At 23.2% G+C, this 20,309-nt stretch carries 22 protein-coding genes and 1 riboswitch; of the genes, 8 read left to right on the forward strand and 14 right to left on the reverse strand.

Annotated features, from left to right (window positions below; translation table 4 throughout):
• Nucleotides 1-133: 133 nt before the first annotated feature.
• From AACK95_RS03670 to AACK95_RS03705, 8 genes are all read right to left on the reverse strand, one after another.
• Nucleotides 134-673: a hypothetical protein gene (locus tag AACK95_RS03670; protein WP_338979381.1), complete on the reverse strand. Its 540-nt coding sequence runs from the start codon at nt 671-673 to the stop codon at nt 134-136.
• Nucleotides 661-1,833 (reverse strand): hypothetical protein, encoded by a 1,173-nt coding sequence (locus tag AACK95_RS03675; protein ID WP_338979384.1) that lies wholly within the window; start codon nt 1,831-1,833, stop codon nt 661-663. Before AACK95_RS03675 ends, AACK95_RS03670 begins: the two co-directional genes overlap by 13 nt.
• A gap of 3 nt (nt 1,834-1,836) precedes the next feature.
• Nucleotides 1,837-2,400, reverse strand: coding sequence for a hypothetical protein (locus AACK95_RS03680; protein WP_338979386.1), 564 nt, complete (start codon nt 2,398-2,400; stop codon nt 1,837-1,839).
• Between the two features lie 111 nt (nt 2,401-2,511).
• Entirely contained in the window at nt 2,512-3,555 is a 1,044-nt protein-coding gene (locus AACK95_RS03685; RefSeq protein WP_338979388.1) for a hypothetical protein, read from the reverse strand.
• 14 nt (nt 3,556-3,569) lie between these two features.
• On the reverse strand, nt 3,570-4,754 hold the full coding sequence (locus tag AACK95_RS03690; RefSeq protein ID WP_338979389.1) for a hypothetical protein: 1,185 nt from the start codon (nt 4,752-4,754) through the stop codon (nt 3,570-3,572).
• An 18-nt stretch (nt 4,755-4,772) separates the two neighbouring features.
• Nucleotides 4,773-5,012 carry a hypothetical protein gene (locus AACK95_RS03695; RefSeq protein WP_338979390.1) on the reverse strand — a complete coding sequence of 80 codons (240 nt, stop codon included), beginning with the start codon at nt 5,010-5,012 and terminating at the stop codon, nt 4,773-4,775.
• A gap of 28 nt (nt 5,013-5,040) precedes the next feature.
• Nucleotides 5,041-5,328, reverse strand: a complete 288-nt coding sequence (locus AACK95_RS03700; RefSeq protein ID WP_338979391.1) for a hypothetical protein — start codon at nt 5,326-5,328, stop codon at nt 5,041-5,043.
• Entirely contained in the window at nt 5,289-5,816 is a 528-nt protein-coding gene (locus tag AACK95_RS03705; RefSeq protein WP_338979392.1) for a hypothetical protein, read from the reverse strand. Before AACK95_RS03705 ends, AACK95_RS03700 begins: the two co-directional genes overlap by 40 nt.
• A 203-nt stretch (nt 5,817-6,019) precedes the next feature.
• Nucleotides 6,020-6,107, forward strand: a riboswitch (TPP riboswitch).
• A gap of 61 nt (nt 6,108-6,168) precedes the next feature.
• Between AACK95_RS03705 and AACK95_RS03710 the strand changes: the two genes are divergently transcribed.
• Nucleotides 6,169-7,215 (forward strand): energy-coupled thiamine transporter ThiT, encoded by a 1,047-nt coding sequence (locus AACK95_RS03710; RefSeq protein WP_338979393.1) that lies wholly within the window; start codon nt 6,169-6,171, stop codon nt 7,213-7,215.
• 72 nt (nt 7,216-7,287) lie between these two features.
• Nucleotides 7,288-7,536 (forward strand): hypothetical protein, encoded by a 249-nt coding sequence (locus AACK95_RS03715; protein WP_338957041.1) that lies wholly within the window; start codon nt 7,288-7,290, stop codon nt 7,534-7,536.
• A gap of 219 nt (nt 7,537-7,755) precedes the next feature.
• On the opposite strand, the gene AACK95_RS03720 is transcribed toward AACK95_RS03715, so the two are convergent.
• The gene (locus AACK95_RS03720) at nt 7,756-8,577 is read right to left on the reverse strand and encodes an amino acid permease (RefSeq protein ID WP_338979394.1); all 822 of its coding nucleotides are present in this window, start codon (nt 8,575-8,577) and stop codon (nt 7,756-7,758) included.
• A 617-nt stretch (nt 8,578-9,194) separates the two neighbouring features.
• A complete protein-coding gene (locus AACK95_RS03725; protein WP_338979395.1) occupies nt 9,195-10,145 on the reverse strand; it encodes an IS30 family transposase in 951 nt (316 codons plus the stop codon).
• Between the two features lie 287 nt (nt 10,146-10,432).
• Between AACK95_RS03725 and leuS the strand changes: the two genes are divergently transcribed.
• Entirely contained in the window at nt 10,433-12,871 is a 2,439-nt protein-coding gene (leuS, locus tag AACK95_RS03730; RefSeq protein WP_338979396.1) for a leucine--tRNA ligase, read from the forward strand.
• A 10-nt stretch (nt 12,872-12,881) separates the two neighbouring features.
• Nucleotides 12,882-13,595 (forward strand): sugar phosphate nucleotidyltransferase, encoded by a 714-nt coding sequence (locus AACK95_RS03735; protein ID WP_338979397.1) that lies wholly within the window; start codon nt 12,882-12,884, stop codon nt 13,593-13,595.
• Between the two features lies 1 nt (nt 13,596).
• Here the strand turns inward: AACK95_RS03735 and AACK95_RS03740 are convergent, their stop codons facing one another.
• Together AACK95_RS03740 and AACK95_RS03745 are read right to left on the reverse strand one after the other, a co-directional pair.
• Entirely contained in the window at nt 13,597-14,073 is a 477-nt protein-coding gene (locus tag AACK95_RS03740; RefSeq protein WP_338979398.1) for a hypothetical protein, read from the reverse strand.
• Between the two features lie 234 nt (nt 14,074-14,307).
• A complete protein-coding gene (locus AACK95_RS03745) occupies nt 14,308-15,258 on the reverse strand; it encodes an IS30 family transposase (RefSeq protein WP_338979399.1) in 951 nt (316 codons plus the stop codon).
• Between the two features lie 189 nt (nt 15,259-15,447).
• Between AACK95_RS03745 and AACK95_RS03750 the strand changes: the two genes are divergently transcribed.
• Together AACK95_RS03750 and AACK95_RS03755 are read left to right on the forward strand one after the other, a co-directional pair.
• On the forward strand, nt 15,448-15,612 hold the full coding sequence (locus AACK95_RS03750) for a hypothetical protein (protein WP_338979400.1): 165 nt from the start codon (nt 15,448-15,450) through the stop codon (nt 15,610-15,612).
• A gap of 193 nt (nt 15,613-15,805) precedes the next feature.
• Nucleotides 15,806-16,756, forward strand: coding sequence for an IS30 family transposase (locus AACK95_RS03755; protein WP_338979401.1), 951 nt, complete (start codon nt 15,806-15,808; stop codon nt 16,754-16,756).
• Nucleotides 16,757-16,831: 75 nt separating this feature from the next.
• On the opposite strand, the gene AACK95_RS03760 is transcribed toward AACK95_RS03755, so the two are convergent.
• Together AACK95_RS03760 and tpx are read right to left on the reverse strand one after the other, a co-directional pair.
• Nucleotides 16,832-17,425, reverse strand: a complete 594-nt coding sequence (locus AACK95_RS03760; RefSeq protein WP_338979403.1) for an IS30 family transposase — start codon at nt 17,423-17,425, stop codon at nt 16,832-16,834.
• A 76-nt stretch (nt 17,426-17,501) separates the two neighbouring features.
• Nucleotides 17,502-18,032 carry a thiol peroxidase gene (gene tpx, locus AACK95_RS03765; protein ID WP_338979405.1) on the reverse strand — a complete coding sequence of 177 codons (531 nt, stop codon included), beginning with the start codon at nt 18,030-18,032 and terminating at the stop codon, nt 17,502-17,504.
• Between the two features lie 87 nt (nt 18,033-18,119).
• Here tpx and AACK95_RS03770 point away from each other — a divergent pair, with 87 nt between their 5' ends.
• On the forward strand, nt 18,120-19,727 hold the full coding sequence (locus AACK95_RS03770) for a YhgE/Pip family protein (protein WP_338979406.1): 1,608 nt from the start codon (nt 18,120-18,122) through the stop codon (nt 19,725-19,727).
• Between the two features lie 262 nt (nt 19,728-19,989).
• A complete protein-coding gene (locus tag AACK95_RS03775) occupies nt 19,990-20,289 on the forward strand; it encodes a hypothetical protein (protein WP_338979407.1) in 300 nt (99 codons plus the stop codon).
• The last annotated feature ends 20 nt before the right edge of the window (nt 20,290-20,309 follow it).

Raw genomic sequence — 20,309 nt, forward strand, 5'->3', positions numbered from 1 at the left:
CCTTTCTTAAAATATTTGATTAATTTTTAATATGATTTTTACAATGATAAATATAATTAAACCTGCTGTTGCTGATGATAAAATTACTCCTATTAAACCTAAAATAATTTTTATAATTTTAAAAAACATAATATTATTCCTGTAATTCTTCTAATTTTCATACATTACCTTTTAAATTACCTTTTCCAGTATAAATAGTAATCCATTTTGCATGTTGAACTGATAAAATTATTATATTAGTACTATCATTAAAGGTTTGTATTTGTACACCAGCAATTTTTTTATTAGTTATAATAAATTCTTGAATAGTATAAACTGAATTATATATACTTCAAGAATAATAAACTCTATAATGTTTATTTTCTTGAAAATCATAAGTAATTTGTCAATTATCTCATTTATTTTTCTCTCTTGTTCCTACATCTTTTCAATTTGAACTACTTGGACTTGGTGTTGGAGGAATATCTTTTAATTCAATATCTCAATTATTTTCTTCTATTTCATTAGTTTCTAAACTTTTTGAATTAATTTTTATAGGTTTATTTATATTAATTACACTTGGTGAAGTAATATCTAATGTATTACTTTTAATTCTATAAATTTTATTATTTGTCTTAGGCTTATATATTTTAGTTCCTAGTTTATTTCCATCTAGATTAGTTATACTATTCAAGAATTACCATCAAAATATGATAGTATTAATTCATCATTTTCGGGTTGGACACTTAAATGAGCTTTAATTTCATTAGTAGAATTTGAATAATAACCTGCTGAATCAATAGCTACATTATGGGCTGTTGGTACTGCACCATAAAAGAAAAATACTCCTTTATGTCCTTGACTGTTTGACATATTAGGTGACCAAAAAATTTGATAATATGTATTTCTTGTTAAAATCATTGATTTTTGTTCTTCTCATTGTGGATTATTTAAAAAATCTTGTGGTGTTACTAAATAAGAACTTACAGATATTACATTATCTTCTGTAAGATTAATGCCATGACCAGTACTTAATTTATTTTGTTTAGTATTAGTTAAAGCTGTAATATTTTTTTGTTGTTTAGCAGAAAAATCACAAGTTGGAGCATGTGTATAATCACCAATTTGTGGATTATTTTGTAATGCTTCTGGTGGTAATGTTCCAATTTCATCAGGTCAATCTAAAATCATTGTTTCAGTTTCTTTATCGTAATCTGTTGCAACATAACCTTTATTAATAAATTTACTAACAGGACCTCTATATATTTCATTTTCATTATCATCAACTAAATCATCATATAATTTAATTTGTTTTAATAATGTAAATTCTTTTTGTTGTTCAATTAATTCATCAACTTGATTTCTAGTATAAAATGCTTTTAAGTCAATTTTTTCAACATCTATTTCATCATCATTATAACTTGAAAATATTTGTTTTAATTCAGTTAATCTTGCTCATATTTTCATTCTACTAGGTGCTAAATCTCAAACATTAATCGTAGGAGTACTATTTGCACTAAATTGACTACCATTATTAAATTGAATAGTAGCATCAACATTAAATTCAATTGGTGTACGATTAAATACTCAATGTTCAACCATAACATAAACCATATCTCTTAATGTTTCTTTAATTAATTCATCTTTAAAACTATCAAAGGGAAATTTAGATAAAATAAAATCAAGATAAGCATTAATATCATTTTGAGCACGAATAGCAAAAGTTTTAAATCAATCATTAACATTAGGTCATGTTTGTATATATTGCTGTGGTGTTTCTGTAATTTTTCCAGTTAATGGATATCAGTTATTATAATTTTCTAGACTGACACCAGTTCAAAGTTTATTAATCATAATTTATCATTCCTTAAAAAATGCTTGTTTATAATGATGAGTATGTTTTTTTGTTTTTTTATGTGTTATATGTTCAATTTCTTTTTGTATTTTATTTTTGCCTTTTTTTAATTTTTTCTTACTTTTTGCTATAACTTGACTATATGCAAATTTTTCTAAATGATGTAATAATCCCGTACCAAATAAAGTATTTACTGAAAATTTTAAACCAACATTTTTAAATGATTTGTTAATATTTTCAATAGGATTATTAATAACATTTACTACTTTATGATAAGTTCTAATAGTTCTAAATATTTCTCTATAAACTTTAAAACTATCTCTAATTACTTGTTGAATAACTGGTGGAGCAAATACTATTGCTTTTAATCATTTATTTTGATTAACTCCATAACCAATGTATCAACCACTATATCAACGATATCAATGGAATGGATTTAGTTGAGTAACAAAAGTTTTTGCTTTAAGAATACTATCAACAACTGTAATTGGTTTATATTTAGGATTGCGATGATAAATAGTAATTGCACATTTATCTAATGATAAAGGTTGAATTTTACAACCCATAAATACTGGGGAATTTAATCGAATTAATTGTGCATGTTTAATTGCTTTTTTCTCTGCACTAGTAAATAAATCAGTTGCTTTTTCTTTTAATTTATTAATTTTTTCAAATGCTTATTTTTCTAACTTTTCAAATTTTTCTTGTAATTTATATATACTTTCTCGTAATTTTTCAAAATATGGAGTATCTTTTCAAAATTTATTTAAACCTTTTTTTAAATAAAATCTAATATCAAAATATTTAAAACTTTGATTTGCTTTTAAAACAAGTTGATGAATAACATTATTTTTAAAATTAAATTTAATAGAATTAGCACGAATTTTTTGTAAATCTAAAATTAAAGTTTTTCCATATCTATTTTCTGTGTGTATTGTATGAACTAAATTTAATCAATCATGTTGGTTCATAGATAATACTTTTTTTAAATCAGTATTATATTTTTTTAAAAAATTATTTGCTTTTTCAATATCTTTGATTTTAAATTTAGGAGTTAATTGTGAACTTAATTTTATTAATGTATTTTGTAATAATAAGTAATCTTTTAACTCCTGTGCTTCTAATTTTTGAAAATTATTTTTATATTGTCTTTCAGCAACATAACCTAAATCTCGTAATACTGTTTCACGATTAGGAGTAAAACTATAATTCATTAAATAACGTTTATTACCAATAATTTTATCTGTTAAAATTTCTTTTCCACCTACTTGACTAATAATTTCTTGTAAGTTTTTTACTTCTTTAATACCAACTTGTTCTAATGTTTTAGTTTCTTGTGCTAATTTAATAAATTTAGTTGTACGATAACCACGACTAATTTTATTCAGTCCAGCAAATGCAGGTAGTATATTAAAGAAAGTATTTAATTTTGTTACATTTCCTTTCAAATAATCATAAACTTGATTAATAGTAAAATCAGTTGTAGCATAAATACCAAAATTAATAGTACTTGCAATAAAATCACTTGCACCTAATCCAAGGGCTACACTTTCACTTAATCCACCAGTAAAAGGAGCAAGTGCTACTGCTATAACTTGTACACCAATCATTTCTAAAATTTCTCATCAAAAACTTTTATTTTCTTGTTGTTTACTTGTTCTAGTATGTTTTGGTTTATTTATGTTTAAAAGTATTGCTGTACTAGTTGTACCAATTGGCATGATATTAATTTCCTTTATTTAAGAGTTATTTTAATTGGATTTGTTGAACCTTTATAATTTAAATCATTAACATTTGAAGAAATAACTATGTATAAGTCACCTGCTTTTTGTTTTTGATTACTTACATTAGTTTTACCTTGTGCATCACTAAAATATTTAATAGTTGGATTTGTTAAATTTGGATTTAATGATTTAAGTTCATTAGTACTTTTGATTTCTGTATTTAATTCATTATTATTGTTATTAACATTTGCAGTAATATTAGTTGTTAAAGTTGTAATCTTAGTTTTTAAATCAGTTTTTTCTGTTTTAATAACTCCACATAACATTCAACGTGATGTTTTTTCATTATTAGAAATATATGGGATTGCTTCTCCAACAACTTCACCAGCAACTTTATATGCTCTTCCTGCTTTATCATCTTTAATAAAATCTAGATAAATAACTGTATTTTCTATCATGTATCTTTTCATTGCTCTTGGTGTTGCTAAAATAAAGGTCATTAATTGTTGTTCATTTTTATCATTAGTAAAAATCATATAGTCATCAAGAACGATTTCACATAATACGCCTTTTACATATAAATTATTTCCATTTAAACGTAATTGTTGTGCCAACTGATTATCGGTAATTAAACCTTTATTATCTGCTAAATAAACTAAACTATCATAAAGACCATTAGTAATAAAAAATTTACTATTTGCAATGTTTCTAAATTGAAACAAAGTATTTCAAGCAGATAACATTGATTTTAAATAGCCTACTGGTGTTGTATCTTCAATATCGATTTTAGTAGCAAATTTTGCAATTACTTGTGTATCATCAATTGCTAATTTATCTGCTAAATCATTTGCAACTTCATATTGCATACTATCTAATAAATTTTGTCCATTATTTGCTTTTAAATCTACATCTGCAATAATTTCTCCTGCAAGATATTTTTTAGTTATTTTTTTACTAATTTTATCTGTATCAACATATGGTAATTCATATCTTTTACTTTTATCATCCCAAGCAATAATTTTTACTTCCGGTTTTTTTGGTTTTTTAACAATAAACTCAATATTTACTGAGTCAACAATTTCAGTAGGAAAAAAGTTTGCCCATGGACTATTTGAAATTTTAAAAAACTCTATAAATTCTGGTGCTTCTACTAATCTCTCTGTATTGTCTAAATTTTGATTAAATGGTACTGACATTTTATTTCTTCCTTTCGTTTATAAATAATTTTTCTTTTTATAATTAATTAAAAAATTTTCTTTATCATTTGTTTTATTATTATTAATAATTATTTGTTTATTGCCACCTGTATTAATTATTTCTTTAAATACTGGTTGTTCTTTAACCATTTTTTTAATAGTTTCTTCAATTTTTGAATTTTCTAAATTATTAGTTTTAAATTTTAAATAATCATAAAATTCAGTTTTAACTTGATATTTTTTAAATATATTAATCATTTCTTTTTCTTTAATTTCTTGATTAAGTTTATTTAACTTGCTGAATTATACTTGCACTTACAAGTATAATTCAGCAAATACTATTATTTGCAATTACATAAATGTGTCCGTCTTTACCAGTTGTTAAAAGAGAAATTTGTAGTGTTTCTTTATTTATATCTATATTTAATTGTTTAAATTCGTTGTCATTTTCTAAACACTTATAAATACTATTCGCAAAAGGAACATGAAGAGTATTATTAGCAGTGATATAAATATTTCCATATTTATCAATACTTATGTGACTCAGAAAATTAATATTAGTTGGTAATGTCATTTTTTAAATTCTCATTCTCCCGCTAAACATTTATAAATATTATTATTAGCTATTATAAAAACATTTCCGTCTCTCTCATTAATTTTTAAAAATCTAATATTTTCTAATTCTTTAGGTATTATCATTTGTTGAAAATATATTTGTGTTGCAAGACATTTATAAATATTATTATTAGTTGCGACATAAGTATTTTTATCTTTATCAGTTTTTATAAATTTACCATTAGCAAATTCTTTAGGTATTATCATTTGTTTGAACTCTGTTTGTTCTGCTAAACATTTATAAACAGTATTATTAGCAAGTGCATAAATATTTCTATTTCTATCAGTTGTTAAAGACTTAATTTCATTTATTTTTCAATTATTATTTTCATTTTTAATACTTGTTTTAATTTTATTATTTGTGTTATTGATAAATAAGGTATTTAAACTGTTTGTACTTGCTATTGCTAAAATTGTTGTTGTAATTAGTGTTGATATCTTTTTCATATTTTAAAAACTCCTTTTTATTTTTTCCCAATAACTTCTTATTTTTAAGAAGTGAATATATTTTATTTTTTTTCAAATAAATTTCAAATAAAAATAGAGCAAATTTTAATTTAAACTAAAAATCATAAAAAAAATATATTTTATATTTAAAAAAATATTTTGAATGTTATAATAGTAGTAAATATGGATTAATTTGCATATATTATATAAAGCAGGGGTGGCATTGCCTGAGAAATACCCTATAACCTGATCTAGTTAGTACTAGCGGAGGGAGACTTTATTTTTTATATTTTAAAAAATGATAACTCCTTTTTTGTTATGTAAGATAAATTAAAGGAGTTATCATTTTATTATGTTTAAAGAACAACTATTAACAACTATCAATTATAATAAAGTTAAAAGCAAACTGGAGGTAGGAATGTTAATTAAAGCATCAGCCATTTTTAGTTTAATTACTCTTCTAACATTAACAGTTATTATTAGTATTTTACCTGCTAGTAGTATTAATCACTTTTTTAAAGTTACTACTATTACTGGTTGACAATTTTATAGCAGTAAAATTTATTTAATATTAATTCTTTGTTTATTATTAATTTCATCAATTTTATTATCTGTTATTACATGAACAGTTAAAATAGAAGATATTCATAAAAATATTGTTATTGTTACATTACTATCAATTTTTAGTATCAATCCCATTGCATTAATTTTTAATTTAATTAAACATTATCAATGACAAAAAGAAGAAACTTTTGCCATTTTAAAAACAAGATGATGAACTAATTTTAAATTTGCATTTGGTATTAAACGATGATTAGTTATTGATTATACAATTATTGGTTTATTTACTGGTGTAACTATTGCTTGTGCTTTTATTGAACAAAATTTATTACCAAAAATGCCATACGGCGGCGGTATTGCTATTAAATATATACCTTTAATGGTTATTAGTTATATTATTGGCTTTGCAGGTGGATGATTAACGGGTATGATTAGTGCTTTAATGTCATTATTATTTATTAGTGGTGGTTATGTTATTAGTGCTTGAAGTTATTTATTAGATTATTTTTTGCCAATGACAACACCCGCTATTATTTCATTATTACGTTTTAATTTAAAATCTGATAAATCAATTTTTACTTATATTAATTATTTTTTACATTGTTTTTTAGTTTGTTTAATTATTTATTTTTGACAAACAATAGCAGGATATTTTATTTGATCACAAATTACTAATGCTGATGGAAGTAAAAATATTTGATCAGGATTTAATCCTCTTTTTTACTCATTAGTTTACAATTTTATTCATATTTTTTTGTTTACTTATCCAATTATGCAATTAACAATACCTTTTATTTATCGTGGTTTAGTTAGTCACTATGTAGAAAGATATCGTTAGAATAGTAATTCCAATTACTATTTCTTTTTTTAAATAGCGTTATAATATTAATTGATAGAAAGGGTGATTATAATGAAAAATGATGAAATAATCAAAGAAGATATTATTATTATGGATGGTAATATTAAATTAATGAATAAAGCATTAAATGAGAAAAAGGTTGTATTAGCAGCAATTGAATTAGGAAAACATGCTCAACATACAATTGATATTGGTTGATCTGAACATTTTCAAGCATATGCTAAATTAAAAAGTACAACTACTACTGGTACTTGTTTTTGTAAAAAACCAGCAACTCATTTAGTTTATTTTTGACGATAATAAGATAATATAATTTTTAAATAATTTAATTAACTACTAGATGAGAATTAAAAATAAATTCTTTATCTAATTGATTTTGATATTCTGGATTTGTTATTAATCTTTGTTTTAGTTTTGGTTTATAATAAGTAAAATAAATAATAGTAGCAATTATAATAAATACTCAAAACATTAAAAACTTAATTGTAATTGCAATTAATATGATTCCTCTGTTGCTTACTAAATCATGAATCATATTATAATTAAAAATAATAAACAGATAATAAACATAATTCATTCGATAACTTTTATTTTTATTTTTTTATAATAACCCATAACACAAGTTGCTGTTATAACAAAAAGATAAACAAAGATTGTTATAATAGTTGTAAATCCCAACATTTGGTTGTAATTAAAACTAATTCCAATTAAATCCGGAATTATTAGCATAATAATACAAACTATAATTGTAATTATAAAATTAATAGTATTACCATACATTGCAATATTTTCTTTATTTAATTTGGCTATTTTTTCACTAATGTATCCTTCTTTCGCTAATGGTTGTAGCATAGCTCCAGAATATAGTGCTACTTGTATTACACCATTCAATTTAATTGATAAAGTACAAATAACTAGTAAAATGATACCTGTTGTACCAGCAATCCCAACAATAACATTATTTGGATTATAATTATTATCACCATTTGCTCATCCGTTATTACCATTAGGTCCCTGTGAACTGATGGCACCAATAATTAAAATTGTAATAATTAAATAAAAAATAGTTGTCAAAAATAAGACAATAATTGTTCCCCTACCTAAATTTTTATTAGGATTTTTAACATTTTTTCCAATAACAGTAAAGGTCTCAAAACCAAGGAAAAAGTAGAAAAAATTGCTAAAAGCATTATTAAAAATATTAATTGTAAAATGAAGATGTTTAGTACCAACAAATGCTTGTTGATAAACTATAGTACCATTTTTGATTACCAGAATAATGGCACAAATAATCAAAAAAACAAGTTGACAGTCATTTAATGATTCCTGAAATATTAACAAATCAACGAAAACCTCTTAATCCAAAATAGATACAACTTGTAACCAAACAATAAACTATAATTCCTAAACTATCAATAAATAAATTAGATCATCTATCAGGTAATCAAGAAAAAAATGATAATTGGTTTAAGTTAATTCTAAACATTGAAATAATACCACCAATAACAGTAGATGGTAAAATGATATATTGCATAAAGCCGATTATTCATCCTCAAAAACGACCAAAAGTTGCCCTAACATAAATATATGCTCCAACCATTATTACCAGCATAAACTTTACTACATTTTAAAAAAGCACATGCACTAATACTAGCCATTATAGCTCCTAAAATCATAATTCAGATTAGATGTAATCCAACTCCACCATTATTTCAATAATATATTCCTATAAAAGACATAGGAAAAGCTATTGTGCAAGTATAATCAAGTATAATTAAATCCAAAGTCACACCAGTTCTCCTAAGCCTATTTTTTGCTGCTTTGTTTTTTGTTTTAAAGACTTATTTAAAACTTTTTGTGTGTTCATAGAATCCTCCTTTGAATTTATTTAATATTAACGATAATTATATAGTATATTTTATTTGAAATACAATGCTAAATTGTAAAGGTAAGTGCAACTAAATTATTTTTCTATCCAAATATTCGATTGGTGAAAGATAATTTAATATTTTTCTCGGTCTTTGATTTAAAGACAATATAAATTTATGAACTTCATTTTTATTAGTTTTTGAAAAAATAAATTTTTTAGGAAATTTTTCTCTAATTAAACCATTAGTATTTTCATTAGTACCTCTTTGTCAAGGTGAATATGGATTGGCAAAATAAATTTTTACATCTAAATTTTTTTCAAGTTGTTGTCAATTTGAAAATTCTTTGCCACGATCAAAAGTAATAGTTTTAACAATGTTTTTAGGAAGAATTGATAAATAATAACTGACATTTTTATTAATAACTTTAGTAGTTCTGTTTTTAACTAATATTGCTAAAGTAAATCGTGATACTCTTTCAACTAAAGTTATTAAACATGATTTGCTTTTGCCTCTTGATGATACTATAGTATCTCCTTCTCAATGACCAAGTGTTATACGATCATTAACATTTATATCTCGTTCTTTAATTGATTTACCATTAAACTTGCCACGATTTTCTTTAGATTTTCGTTTTTTACCTTTTCTTCTTAAATTTTTACTAGTAACTTTATCAAGCATTCCAAAATAAATTCAAGTATAAATTGTTTTAAAACTAATAACTCACTCTTTATGAAAATTTTTAATTCTGCCATAAATTTGTTCAGGTGATCAACCTAATAGTAATTTTTGTTGTACATATTTTACTAAATTCTTATTTTTAAACTTATGAAAACTAATATGTGATTGTTTTCGATTTTCAGCTTTATTTTGTGCAATTAATGAAAAATAATGATTATTATCTTTATTTCTATTAATTTCTCGAATAATAGTACTAATACTTCGATTAAGATTTTTAGCTATTTCACTAATTTTAAATTTAAATTTCAATTGATTCTCAATATAAATCCTTTCATCTATGCCAAGATGTTTATAACTCATATAAAAACTCCTTACTTTTTTCTAAACTAAATTTAACATTATGAAATTTTTATATGAGAATTTTTTGCAATTTTATTTACTTGCACTTACAAGTATAATTCAGCCAATAAAAACTATTTCATTTTTGTAGAAAATAAATATTAGTAAATAGTTTAATAACATTGATTGATAATTAACAAAATATTTAAAATATAATTTAATCAATAAGTAAACATTGCAACTTGTTAAATGATTATGATATTATGGTTTTATGATTACTTTACCTGAACATATTAAAGGAGAAAAACATGAGTTATAATCACCAACAAATAGAAAAAAAATGACAGCAGTATTGATTAAAAAATGAAACTTTTAAAACAAACATTGATGATAATAAAAAACCAAAATCATATATTCTTGATATGTTCCCTTATCCTTCAGGATCAGGTTTACATGTTGGCCATCCTAAAGGTTATTGTGCTACTGATGTTATTTCACGAGTTAAAATAATGAATGGTTTTAATGTTTTGCATCCAATTGGTTGAGATGCTTTTGGTTTACCAGCTGAACAATATGCCTTAAATACAGGTAATAATCCAGAGACATTTACTAAACAAAACATTAATAATTTTCGTAAACAATTACAAAGTATTGGTCTAAGTTTTGATTATAATAAAGAAGTTAATACTACAGATCCTCAATATTATAAGTGAACACAATGAATTTTCATTAAACTTTATGAACAAGGGTTAGCTGAAATTAAAGATGTTGAAGTTAATTTTTGTGAACAGTTAGGAACTGTTTTAGCTAATGAAGAAATAATTAACATTAATGGTCATATGGTTTCTGAACGTGGTAATTTCCCAGTTATTAAAAAACCAATGCGTCAGTGGGTTTTAAAAATTACTAAGTATGCTGAAAAATTATTAAAAGGATTAGATGATTTAGACTGACCAAATAGTGTTAAGGAATTACAACGTAATTGAATTGGTAAAAGTGTTGGAACACTAGTTGATTTTATAGTTGAAAATAATAAATGTAAGGTTTCTATTTTTACTTCAGGGGTTGATACTATTTTTGGTGTTTCATTTTTAGTACTTGCCCCTGAACATCCATTAATTCATGATTTAACAACTAGTGAATATTCGCAAGCAGTTACTCAATACTGTTTAGCTGCTAAAACTAAAACAGATTTAATGCGTCAAGGAGATGATACTTTAAAATCTGGTGTTTTTACTGGAAGTTATGCTATTCATCCTTTTACTAAAAGTAAATTACCAATTTGAGTTGGTGATTATGTTTTAAATCATTATGGGACAGGAGCCATTATGGGTGTTCCTGCACATGATAGTCGTGATTTTATTTTTGCTAAAAATAAAAAGTTACCAATCAATTTTATTATGAAAACTAATAATAAAAATGAACCATTTTTGGGTACTAGTGAATATATTAACTCTGATTTTATTAATGGTAAGGATTTAGAAACAGCTACTAATTTAATTGTTAAAAAATTACTAACTTTAAAACAAGGAAAAGTACATACTGCATATAAGTTACGAGATTGACTTTTTTCTCGTCAACGTTATTGAGGTGAACCTTTTCCGATAATTTATTGAGAAGATGGTACAATCTCAACAGTAGATGAACAACAATTACCAGTATTATTACCAAAAATGACTAATATTAAGCCATCTAATTCGGGGAATGCACCTTTAACTAATGCACCAAATTCCTGATTACATGTAACTAGAAAAGATGGTGTAAAAGGAAAAAGAGAAATTAATACAATGCCACAATGAGCAGGTAGTTGTTGATATTATTTAGCATATATTTTAAAAAATGATGATGGTACTTATTGTGATTTTAATAGTGCTATTGCGCAAAAACGTTTTAACTATTGATTACCGGTTGATTTATATATTGGTGGTCAAGAACATGCTGTTTTACATTTATTGTATGCTCGTTTCTGACATTTAGTGCTATATGATTTAGAGTTAGTTAATGTTAAAGAGCCATTTTTAAAATTGGTAAATCAGGGTATGATTCTTGGTGAAAATAATGAAAAAATGTCTAAATCACGCGGTAATGTTGTTAATCCAGATGATATTATTAATGAATATGGTGCTGATACTTTGCGAATATATGAAATGTTTATGGGGCCATTAACAGCATCTTTACCGTGATTAAATAGTGGTTTAGTTGGTTGTTATAAGTTTTTAATGCGTATTTATCGTCTTGTTAATAAAGATGAGTATAAAATAAAAATTACTACTAAGAATGATAAATCATTAGATACAATTTATCATCAAACTGTAAAAAAAGTAACTAATGATATTAATGATTTAAATTTTAATACTGCTATTGCACAACTTATGATTTTTATCAATGCTTGTTATAAAGCACCAACTATTTATCAACAATATTTAGTTAATTTTTTAAAATTATTAAATCCATTTGCTCCACATATTGCTGAAGAATTATGATTTCAATTTGGTAATAAAGAAAGTATTAATAAAAGTCAGTTTCCAAGTTATGATGAAAAATTTTTGATTACTAGTGAAGTTACTATTGCTATTCAGATTAATGGTAAAACAAAAATAACTTTAGTAGTAAAAGAAAATTTAAATAATCAAGAACTTTTAAAAGAAGTTAATAATGAAGAAAAAGTAAAACATTGATTGCAAGATAAAACAATTATTAAGACAATTTGTATACCAAATAAGATTGTTAATTTTGTTGTTAAGTAAAGGAGGAATAATGAAAGTTGCTATTATTTTTGCAGCAGGAATTGGCAGTAGATTACAACCTGTCTCAAATAATGTTCATAAATCGTTAATTAAATTTAAAGGTTTAACTTTAATTGAACATATAATTAATCATTTAATTGAAATACATGATTTAAAAAAAATTATTGTCATTACTGGTCATTTAAAAGATAAATTTAATTTTCTTACTCATAAATATTCAAAATTAATTTTAATAAATAATCAACATTTCCTTGATTATAATAGTGGTTATGCTTTGACATTAGTATCATCATATTTTAATGGTCAAGATGATATTTTTATTATTTCTGGTGATATGATTAGTACAAAAAATATTTTTTTAAATAATTTTTCAACTAATATGATGGCCGCTATTAAGCGTGATCATGATAATATCAAAGAAGATTGAAGTTATAAATTAAACAAGAATGGTAATATTATTGATATTATTAAAAGTAAAAAAAAGGATAGTTTCTTGACGGGAGAATGAAGTTATATTACTAAAAAATGAGCAAAAGTTCTTGGTGAAGATTTAATAAATCCACAACAAGAACTTGTATTGCAAACAACAATGGTTGGTAAATATTTAATTAGTAATAGTATTAAACATAATTTTGAATTAAAACCTTATGTTTTATCATTTGATTGTCATTGGGATGTTGATAATATTATTGATTTAGAACGAACTAATAAATATTTTAAATAATTTAAGTAGTTAATTTTTTTCCAGAAGTTGTTGTTGAAACTACTGGAATTTCTTCATGATTACAACTATGTGCAACATTTTGGAATGGATTAGTAGTATTACCATTTAATTTTAGTGCTTCTGCTGTTGTTTCTGCTACTGATTCATTTTCTGGATCTAGTGCATCTACTTCTTTAAAACTAACTTGTCCATTACTATTTGTAGAAACATTATTTTTTTGATTAACATTATCTTTATTTTTAATAATATTAACTGATTGATTTAGTTTAGGCTTTTTAGTTCGATTATTAAATAGTGAAACTAAAAGTTTTTTTAATCATATGTATGGAAAAAAAGAAATATAAGCGACATCTTTTGCAAATTTTACAATTCAATTTCTACTATCACCAGAAGAAGTTGCTTTTTCTTTTTTATCTTTTTCACCTTGTAATTTATCAAAAATTTCTTTACTTGGTTGTTGCTGTTGTTGTGCTGACATAATTTTCACATCCTTTTTTATTTAAAAATAATTAGGTTCCACTTATCTAATAAAAAAGAATAACTCGAACCTAATGGTCTTTAATAATTTAGTTTATTATGATGTTAGTATAACATATTTTCAATTTTTAAGCACAACAATTAAAAAAAATAACATCCTTACTTTTGAGTTAATAAATCATAATTTTATTTAAAAATATTTATTTTATCTGCTAAATTGTAAAGGTAAGTGCAACTAAATTATTTTTCTATCCAAATATTCGATTGGTGAAAGATAATTTAATATTTTTCTCGCTCTTTGATTTAAAGACAATATAAATTTATGAACTTCATTTTTATTAGTTTTTGAAAAAATAAATTTTTTAGGAAATTTTTCTCTAATTAAACCATTAGTATTTTCATTAGTACCTCTTTGTCAAGGTGAATATGGATTGGCAAAATAAATTTTTACATCTAAATTTTTTTCAAGTTGTTGTCAATTTGAAAATTCTTTGCCACGATCAAAAGTAATAGTTTTAACAATGTTTTTAGGAAGAATTGATAAATAATAACTGACATTTTTATTAATAACTTTAGTAGTTCTGTTTTTAACTAATATTGCTAAAGTAAATCGTGATACTCTTTCAACTAAAGTTATTAAAAATGATTTGCTTTTGCCTCTTGATGATACTATAGTATCTCCTTCTCAATGACCAAGTGTTATACGATCATTAACATTTATATCTCGTTCTTTAATTGATTTACCATTAAACTTGCCACGATTTTCTTTAGATTTTCGTTTTTTACCTTTTCTTCTTAAATTTTTACTAGTAACTTTATCAAGCATTCCAAAATAAATTCAAGTATAAATTGTTTTAAAACTAATAACTCACTCTTTATGAAAATTTTTAATTCTGCCATAAATTTGTTCAGGTGATCAACCTAATAGTAATTTTTGTTGTACATATTTTACTAAATTCTTATTTTTAAACTTATGAAAACTAATATGTGATTGTTTTTGATTTTCAGCTTTATTTTGTGCAATTAATGAAAAATAATGATTATTATCTTTATTTCTATTAATTTCTCGAATAATAGTACTAATACTTCGATTAAGATTTTTAGCTATTTCAATAATTTTAAATTTAAATTTCAATTGATTCTCAATATAAATCCTTTCATCTATGCCAAGATGTTTATAACTCATATAAAAACTCCTTACTTTTTTCTAAACTAAATTTAGCATTATGAAATTTTTATATGAGAATTTTTTGCAATTTTATTTACTTGCACTTACAAGTATAATTCAGCATCTTTTAATTTTTATGAAAAATTTTATACTGTATTTTGGATATTTTTAAAAATAAATATTTAAAAGAAAGGGAGAAAAAATATTATGAATGAAAAAGAAAAAGCAGCAAAATTATTACATGATGTAGAACAAGAAAGTAGAAAACTTGATTTATTACTTGCAAAAGCTAAAAAACAAGAAGAGACATTAAAAAAAATTGAAGAAGAAAAACAAATAAACAAACATAAATCAAGAAATCTGAAAATTTAAATTTCATTATTTAATTTTAGATAAAAACTCATGTAATAAAATTGTAATTTTATATAGTTTTAATACAATTTTAAATTTATTATTTTTTTGCTGAATTATACTTGTAAGTGCAAGTAAATAAAATTGCAAAAAATTCTCATATAAAAATTTCATAATGCTAAATTTAGTTTAGAAAAAAGTAAGGAGTTTTTATATGAGTTATAAACATCTTGGCATAGATGAAAGGATTTATATTGAGAATCAATTGAAATTTAAATTTAAAATTAGTGAAATAGCTAAAAATCTTAATCGAAGTATTAGTACTATTATTCGAGAAATTAATAGAAATAAAGATAATAATCATTATTTTTCATTAATTGCACAAAATAAAGCTGAAAATCGAAAACAATCACATATTAGTTTTCATAAGTTTAAAAATAAGAATTTAGTAAAATATGTACAACAAAAATTACTATTAGGTTGATCACCTGAACAAATTTATGGCAGAATTAAAAATTTTCATAAAGAGTGAGTTATTAGTTTTAAAACAATTTATACTTGAATTTATTTTGGAATGCTTGATAAAGTTACTAGTAAAAATTTAAGAAGAAAAGGTAAAAAACGAAAATCTAAAGAAAATCGTGGCAAGTTTAATGGTAAATCAATTAAAGAACGAGATATAAATGTTAATGATCGTATAACACTTGGTCATTGAGAAGGAGATACTATAGTATCATCAAGAGGCAAAAGCAAATCATGTTTAATAACTTTAGTTGAAAGAGTATCACGATTTACTTTAGCAATATTAGTTAAAAACAGAACTACTAAAGTTATTAATAAAAATGTCAGTTATTATTTATCAATTCTTCCTAAAAACATTGTTAAAACTATTATTTTTGATCGTGGCAAAGAATTTTCAAATTGACAACAACTTGAAAAAAATTTAGATGTAAAAATTTATTTTGCCAATCCATATTCACCTTGACAAAGAGGTACTAATGAAAATACTAATGGTTTAATTAGAGAAAAATTTCCTAAAAAATTTATTTTTTCAAAAACTAATAAAAATGAAGTTCATAAATTTATATTGTCTTTAAATCAAAGACCGAGAAAAATATTAAATTATCTTTCACCAATCGAATATTTGGATAGAAAAATAATTTAGTTGCACTTACCTTTACAATTTAGCTATTTACTAGAATTAATTAAACATAGTTATTTTTGTAAGTTACACAGATTACTAAACATTACCGTAAATTCGTGATATTCTTTCAACTAAAGTTATTAAACATGATTTGCTTTTGCCTCTTGATGATACTATAGTATCTCCTTCTCAATGACCAAGTGTTATACGATCATTAACATTTATATCTCGTTCTTTAATTGATTTACCATTAAACTTACCACGATTTTCTTTAGATTTTCGTTTTTTACCTTTTCTTCTTAAATTTTTACTAGTAACTTTATCAAGCATTCAAAAATAAATTCAAGTATAAATTGTTTTAAAACTAATAACTCACTCTTTATGAAAATTTTTAATTCTGCCATAAATTTGTTCAGGTGATCAACCTAATAGTAATTTTTGTTGTACATATTTTACTAAATTCTTATTTTTAAACTTATGAAAACTAATATGTAATTGTTTTCGATTTTCAGCTTTATTTTGTGCAATTAATGAAAAATAATGATTATTATCTTTATTTCTATTAATTTCTCGAATAATAGTACTAATACTTCGATTAAGATTTTTAGCTATTTCACTAATTTTAAATTTAAATTTCAATTGATTCTCAATATAAATCCTTTCATCTATGCCAAGATGTTTATAACTCATATAAAAACTCCTTACTTTTTTCTAAACTAAATTTAGCATTATGAAATTTTTATATGAGAATTTTTTTCAATTTTATTTACTTGCACTTACAAGTATAATTCAGCGTTAAAGTTTTAATAAATTTTAGAACTTCATCATAGTTTGGTTCTAATGTTACTTCTTTAACAATTTGTAAATATATAACTTTGTTATTTTTATCAACAATTATAATAGTACGTGCTAATAATTGGATTTCATCAATTAATAAATTAGTAGTATTACTAAAATTATTTTCATTATTACGATAATCACTTCAAATATGAAAATTATTATTCATTTTTAGTTTTTCACAAAAGCGACTTTGAGCAAATGGTAAATCTTTGGAAATAGTAATGATAACTAAATCTTTTAATTTAGTAGCCTCTTTATTAAAGTGTATAGTTTGTAAAGCACAAGTTTTAGTATCAATGCTTGGTACACTAGAAATAATTTTAAATTTATTAGTGAATTGTTCTAAATTCATATTATCAATTGTTTTATTAACTGCAGAAAATGATAAAGTATCTCCAACTTTGATTATTTCATTTTTAATATGAACGGGTTTACCTTTAATTGTTAATTGCAACATAATATTTTTTTCTCCCTTTTTATCAAATGTATTTATAATATTATTATAACTAAATTTATTAAAGATAATCTATTAAGGAGTAACAAAGTGTTAAAAATTTTAAATTTATTTAAAATTGCTATTCAAGAATTTAAAATGGTTTTTAAAGCAGTGGGGACTAAACACATTTATAAAAATAAAAGAACAATTATTAAAAGTATTGCACTATGTTTTATTCCATTTTTATATGCTTTTATTGCTTTATGAGCTTTTTTTAATCCATTGGGAAATATTAATCGTTTACCAATTGCTTTAGTTAATAACGATAGTTCTGCAGTAGGAATTAATCGTGTTATTAATCGACATAATTTAAATTTGGATAATGAAAATCCTAATAGTAGTGGTGCTTATGAATTTAAAATTAATGATTTACAAATTAACAATGAGAAAAAAACATTTACTGTTTATTATTATGATGATTGAAAAAGTTATTATCAACATCAAAATGACAAAACTTTTTTAACCGAAATTATTATTAATAGTTGTTTTACTAAGGATTTTAATGATTTTTTTAAACAAGCTTTTAAAGTAGTTATTGATAATATTAAAACTCCAAAAAGAATTTGGAATCTTATTAATCAAATTACTATTAGACCAAAAATTAGTTTACAAGCTTCATATAAAGTTAGTCCGATTTTAGGTGAAATTAATGATTTTGCTTTAAATGCATTAAAAGATAATATTTTTAGTAAGTTTTTACCTGTTGTTATTAGTGATCAAGTATTTGATTATTGAGATAAAGATGCTTCTGATTCAGGTTATCACCATTTACAACCAATTTTAAAAGAAATTTATGGTATTCTTTCAATTGCTGTTCCTGGTTTAGGTCCTCATGCTGAACAATTTAATGATAATATTGATAGTGTAACAAGAAACGAAGAGATTAAACATATTAAAGTTTTAGAACATGATTATTGAATGAATCATACTTTATTGGCACCTATTAACTTTATTAATTTTAATATTAATATTGAAGGTCAAAATAAATCTCCTTATGGATTTGGTTTGGGTCCATATTTCATGTGTATTGGAATGTGAGTAGGTACTTTATTATTAACTTTTACTTTTATTAGAAATAAAGATATTCCAAAAACTAAATTTTGATCAAACTATTTAGCTAAATCAGCATGAATGATTATTTTTGGTTTAATTCAGTCAACAATTTTAGTAACTTCATTATTACTATTATTTAATAATATTGATTTATGACAACGATTTTGACAAATGTTTTTATACATGTGATTAATAGCAATTATTTTTGATTTGGTTGTTCAATCAATTGCTCACATGTTTCGTAATCATGATTTGGGTAGATTTTTAATTGTTATTCTTTTAATACTACAACTTTCTTCATCAAGTGGTACTTTTCCTGTTGAATTAGAACCCAAGTTTTTTCAAGTAATGTATAATTTTTTACCATTTAGTTATGCAATAAAAGGATTAAGAGAAATTCTTATTAATCCTAATCCAATGACTATTTTATGAAGTATTGGTTGTTTATTAATATTTATTATTATTTTAGTACCATTATCGTTGTTACTTAATTGATGACATGATCATAAAGATGCAAAAAATGAAGTTGGAAATAAAAAAAATAAATTAGTTGTTAATGATTCTTCATCATTAAAAAATAAAACTACTACTGATGAGAACTAAACATTATATTTTTAGGTGTCCTTTTTATTAATACTTTCTAATAAAAATAGAGTATTTAAAAGAATGTTGTATATTATTTTTTTCAATTATAAACTTAAATTAATATCTACAAAAGATATATCTTTTGTAGATATTAATTTATAAAATAAAAAATATAAATATTTAAAAAAAATAATAAAAAAGTAAAAGAGGAAAAAAACTTATACATTTTAAAAAAATATTAACAATGTTTACTATAACATTTTTTGCTAGTTCAGGGACTATGCTTTCAATTAATACTCATGTTTCTAATAACAAATTAATTAAAAATTGTTTGGTTAATAACCATGAAACATTTTCAAAATTGGAAGGAACTAGTGGTGTAATTCAATCAATAACTAGTGATCAAAAAGGCAATGTTTATGCTGCTAATGATGAAGGTATTATTTATTATATTAGTGAAAATAATAAAGATATTAAACCAATATTTAAAAGTGAAGGTATTATTCAAGCAATAGTAACTTCTAATAATGGTAATGTTTATGTAGCTATAAAAGAAACAAAAAATGAAACAAAAATTTAGAGGTTTTTTAATAATCTGTG

The organism is Spiroplasma endosymbiont of Lasioglossum malachurum (assembly GCF_964020065.1).
Lineage (GTDB): Bacteria > Bacillota_I > Bacilli_A > Mycoplasmatales > VBWQ01 > Spiroplasma_E.